Genomic DNA, 5,283 nt, shown 5'->3' with positions numbered 1-5,283 from the left:
TTGTAAACCGTCTTGCCTTGTTTGATGACCTGTCCCACCCCCACACCTAGCGGAACACCATAACTGTCATTCTGAAAGTTATAATTCCAGATCGGTGCTGCGCGAAGGTAAGTTCCGCCACCTAACTGGTAAAATGCGAATGGTTGAAATGCACCGACATTGACATCCGATCTGTCGCCGTCTCCCGCAAAACTATGCTGCCAGGATGCCAGATAGCCATACTGAAAAACAGGTGAGCTGGCGTTAAAAAGGACATTCACCAGCCCGCCAGACCATTTTTCGGATCCGAGTGAGTTTTCTGTCGCAGTCGGGGCGGTTAATTGAGGACCAAAGCCAAAACTGACCGCTGGATTACCTGTGTCTATTAGGTAGGCGGTGAAGAGGTTAATATCCCCAAGGCCCGTTTGATGCCCGCCATTGGGTGGCGATGGATAAGTATTAACGGGTAAGGATGCACGGAGAAGCCATTGACTTTCTCCTACGGAAAATGGCTGAGCGTAACGAAACCAGAACTGATTGGCATCCTTATCGGACTCACTCACGTCGCCAATATAATAGTTCTGCATGTTGAAGGCAGTCATATTGGCAAGTGGGTTATTTGCCTGGGCAGCAGAAGAGTTCTGTTCAGCAGAAGAGGCCTCACCCGCTGTAAACAGGCAAATACAAGTCAGTGCGGCGGGAATATATCGCATAATAACACTCCTGGATGTAATCGAATTTTAAGAGAGTGCCTTCTCTCTGGAAAAAACGTTCCGACATACGCCCTCTGAAGGTGGGCAAGAAAAACCCTGCGGCGGTCAGGCCGCAGGGCTCAGACATCAAGGCGTTACTATGTTGAACCAGAATTCGAATTTATCCATGTATCCGAGGAGTTCATTTAATTTTTCGGCATTACCCGTAATTTTCACGTCGCCTTTGCTTTTTGCGTCATCCAGCGACTCTTCCTTCAGGATAATTTTGTTAAGCGTGTCGCGTGAAAGTGTAATGGTGGCATCTGCATTTTCTGCTGAAGAGTTTGCAGTATGGTTGAGGACACCATTCTCAAGCTCAACCTTAAATTTACCGCCGTCATTTCCGAAGTCGAAGTTAAGCAGAGCATGGGCATTAGCCGCTTTCTCACCGTTAATGTGCACTGCCAGATAGTCAAAGAACATTTCCGGCGTCATTGCACGAACGGTATCAGGACTGGCTGTGTTTGGCGTAGGCAATTTCTGTACGCCGTTACGAAGCTCCTGCGCACCAGTAAGATAGAAGTTACGCCACGGGCCAGATTCAGCCTGGTAACCTAATTGCTCGAGGGCATCCGCTTCCAAGTCGCGAGCGGTTTTGTTCTCTGGATCAGCGAACACAACCTTACTCACAACCTGCGCGACCCAACGGTAATTACCCTGGGCATAGTCATCTTTTGCTTTCTTAAGGACGTTGTCCGCACCCCCCATATAATCCACGAACTTTTTAGCCGCTTCTTCCGGCGGCAGTTCATCCAGCGTTGCTGGGTTGCCGTCAAACCAGCCAAGGTATAACACGTAAGTTGCCTTCACATCATGACTGACCGAACCGTAATAGCCGCGATTTGCCCACGTAGTGGCGAGTTTAGGAGGTAACTGGAATTTGGCGGCTATTTCATCGCGAGTAAGACCTTCATTCGCCATACGCAGGGTCTGGTCGTTAATGTAACGATAAAGGTCACGCTGGCTTTTCAGCAGCTTATTAACGTTTTCGTTGCCCCAGGTAGGCCAGTGGTGTTGGGCCATAAGTATTTCGGCCTTATCACCCCAGCGGTTGATGGCATCATTGATGTATTTCGACCACGGGAGAGGTTCACGGATCTTTGCACCACGAAGAGAATAGGTGTTATGAAGTGTATGAGTAACGTCTTCTGCCGCCTCGATGAGTTTTTTCTCTTCGATATACCAGAGCATTTCAGCCGGCGCTTCAGATCCCGGCGCCATCATGAAGTCATAGGTCAGTCCATCGATAACTTCTTTCTGTCCGGTTTTGGTAATGTAATTTGTTGGTGCAATCAGGGTTACAGTACCGGCTGACGTTGTAGTGCCAAGCCCTGCACCAACCTGACCTTTTGCATCACCCTTCAGCAGGTTGCCATACATATAACTGGCGCGGCGACTCATGACGTTACCCGCCATAATGTTTTCTGAAACGGCAGAGTCCATAAACCCGGCAGGAGCATATATTTTCACTTTGCCAGCTTTAACGTCTGCTTCATCAATCACACCGCGGACGCCGCCGTAGTGGTCTACGTGGCTATGGGTATAGATCACGGCGACAACCGGCTTTTTGCCACGGTTTTTGTAATAGAGTTCCATACCGACTTTGGCTGTCTCTGCAGAGACCAGGGGGTCTACAACAGTCAGGCCAGTTTTACCTTCGATGATTGTCATGTTTGACAGGTCGAGGTTACGGATCTGGTAAACCCCATCAGTGACTTCAAAGAGGCCGCTGATATTTATCAGTTGCGACTGACGCCATAAGCTTGGGTTGACGGTGGCAGGAGCTTTCTCACCCTCTTTGATGAAATCGTACTGCTTAGGATTCCAGACGACATTTCCCTGCTCACCCTTGATAACATCCTGAGGGAGTGGGGCAATAAATCCTTTATGTGCGTCGGTGAAGTCGGTTTTATCGGAGAATGGAAGCTGATTAAGTAGAGCATCGTTAGCTTTTGTCGTCGCTTCGGTTGCATCTTTCGGGGTTGTTTCAGCAAATGCTGATACTGTGAAACCTGAAAGTAAACCTGCTATCGCCATAATTTTGGCTAAGGGTTTAAGTCTCATGTTTGAACCTCTTGGTCATTACTGGGTGAGTAACCGTCCATGTAAAACGCTGAAAGAAGCTAACTTTTTGAAAGCCAGAGTTTCACCGTGTAACAGTTCTTATAAAAGGTAGCGTCAGCTTTACTTTTTACCAGTTTGACTTAAGGTTTTTTTTGATTTCACAGTGATAAATTTCATAAGTAATTGATATATTTGAATGTATATTTATATGATGTTCAACCAGACAGGATTTTTATTTCAACCAGCAGAAATAAAGAAAGAATATTTTCACGCAACAGGCCCGTTTCAAAATTTCAGTGCCATCACAAACTTTACATTTTTATGGTTTGCCAATTCAGGCCCAATTTCTGCGCAAGCAAGGTCCAATTTTCGCTCAAAGCTGCCTGTCTACGTGGTCAAGCCCTACCAAAGCTCAGAGGTAGTAGAATCAAATCATTTCGATATCCAAATTGCCCCCTTATAAAGTCGAAACTTTAAAACAAGTTGCCCTCCCTCAACCTACACTCAAATGAAAAAAGCACAGGAGAAAACATGAAAAGTAACGAGCGATTTATCGTATTTGACGTAAATGAAACGCTGCTGGATATAGAGGTACTGAATCCATTTTTCCACAGGAATTTTGGTGATGAACGTATCATGCGCCAGTGGTTTTCTGAGTTGATCATCTATTCGCAGTCACTCACCCTCAGTGGCCGCTATACGCCCTTTGGTCAGCTCGCCATAGCCGTACTGCGGATGGTTGCCGACATCAGGTCTGTCACACTTGCAGCGACCACTGTTGAAGAATTCAGGAGGCTGATGGCAACACTTCCGCCACATCCCGATGTCATCCCCGCCCTGGAAATATTAAAAGAGGCAGGTTTTCACATGATCTCCCTCACCAATTCATCGGCACAAGAAGGCCGGAATGTGCTTGAGAAATCAGGCCTGACACATTATTTCGAACATCAGTTTTCCGTGGAGGAGAGCAAACGTTTCAAACCAGCCCCTGAAGTTTACCGCAACGTGTGCCATGCTCTCGGGGTTGACGCCAGCTCACTGCGCCTGGTGGCTGCTCACACGTGGGACATTATTGGTGCCATGGCATCCGGCTGGAAGGGGGCGCTCGTCACCCGGACAGGCAATGCGGCACTGGAGTTGGGTGAGCAGCCTGATATCACCGGAAAAAACCTTCTGACCGTTGCTGAACGCATCATTTGCACCGACGTGACCTGGTCAGCATCCCTAAAGACGGGAGACTGAATTGATTCGCCTGTAAACAAACTTGTTCAGAGCTGTGTTCGTGCCTGACCGGCAGTGTCGGGCCGGCCAGTCAAGCATTTATATTTATCCGGCATATGAGGGGATTAGCGCTACGCACCTTCATCTTTTTTCCCTGATACTATCTGTTCCAGACATTTTTTTTCCTCTTCCAGCTCAAGACTCATTCTGGCACGATCCAGAGCACGGCAGGAATGTAGGCGTGCGGGAACTGAGTAGGTAAAAGGGTTTATTTTTTCCAGGATCTTTAATGCCTTCTGCAAACGAATTTGCACCTCAATGATGGCTGCACCATCGCGTGCAACAGGATTAAATATGTCATCAAGCAGATCCCGGGTCTCGAGTGGTTTTATGAAAAGCTTAGGATAATTAACCGCAGCCGACTGCTGATACTGCGTATCCCAGATGGCAAGTAACCTCACGGCACGCCCAATGACATCAATGGCCGTACCCGGATCATTAACCGCCGGTGACAGCGCCCGCGATGCGATTTCAGACAGCACGCTCAGGCCGAAGCGTGGATCCTGATCGAAGGACCGCTCTGCGTCTACGGTGAAGCAGTTGATCAGATGGGACTCGTCATAAGTGTCAGGCATGGGAACCAGCCACAGTAGCGGTGTGGCTGGATCAACAAAGGCTCCGGGCTGACACGGGATATAAATATCGCAACCCATGGCGGAGGCGTACTCTGACAACGCTGGCATGTCGATGTGCTGGATATAGCCAATTTCATTATTGTGGACAGGACGGTGGTTGTCCGGAAGGGGGATGTTCCGGCCCCAGGGGGTACCACCAAGATAAGGGTTATTCTGTCGGTGTGTGAGTGCCGCGTGCGTTGCTAACTCCACCCGTTCAGTCGTTTCACCCATGCGCCCAAAATGTGCCAGATACTGTATCCAGCGCAAAAGCGTAAGAACAATCAACACAATCACCGCCAGAGTTACAATGAATAAGACAACACGGCCCTGTTCACCATATGCCCCCATCCCCAGGGCAACAATCCCCACGAGGCTGAACAGGAAAGAACCGATGAACGTGGCCAGCACGTTTTGTGTTGTGCTGTCTTCGACCAACAGTCGGGTAGCACGCGGGGTGACGCTTGCGCTTGCAGCGCTGTAGGCCGATACCATTATGTTCAGAGAAAAAGTCGTAACAGCCAGCATACTGGATGCAAGGATCCCCAGAATTTTATCAACCGCCCCTGCACCAATCATCCCGGATAATGAAG

At 48.7% G+C, this 5,283-nt stretch carries 4 protein-coding genes; 1 reads left to right on the top strand and 3 read right to left on the bottom strand.

Annotated features, from left to right (window positions below; all coding sequences use genetic code 11):
- Both WCC56_RS01980 and WCC56_RS01975 read right to left on the bottom strand, forming a co-directional pair.
- Positions 1 to 692: hypothetical protein (locus WCC56_RS01980; RefSeq protein WP_424690767.1), on the bottom strand; the 692-nt coding region annotated here is incomplete at its 3' end.
- A gap of 126 nt (positions 693 to 818) precedes the next feature.
- Entirely contained in the window at positions 819 to 2,795 is a 1,977-nt protein-coding gene (locus WCC56_RS01975) for an alkyl/aryl-sulfatase (protein ID WP_424690766.1), read from the bottom strand.
- Positions 2,796 to 3,326: 531 nt separating this feature from the next.
- On the opposite strand from WCC56_RS01975, the gene WCC56_RS01970 reads away from it, so the two are divergent.
- Entirely contained in the window at positions 3,327 to 4,037 is a 711-nt protein-coding gene (locus WCC56_RS01970; protein WP_105759953.1) for a haloacid dehalogenase type II, read from the top strand.
- Positions 4,038 to 4,147: 110 nt separating this feature from the next.
- On the opposite strand, the gene WCC56_RS01965 is transcribed toward WCC56_RS01970, so the two are convergent.
- Positions 4,148 to 5,283: DUF2254 domain-containing protein (locus WCC56_RS01965; RefSeq protein WP_424690765.1), on the bottom strand; the 1,136-nt coding region annotated here is incomplete at its 5' end.

It is taken from the genome of Erwinia sp. (assembly GCF_049696395.1).
In the GTDB taxonomy this organism is placed as follows: domain Bacteria; phylum Pseudomonadota; class Gammaproteobacteria; order Enterobacterales; family Enterobacteriaceae; genus Erwinia.
The sequence above is the reverse complement of the archived record's forward strand: the minus strand, read 5'-3'. Positions and strand labels throughout refer to the sequence as shown.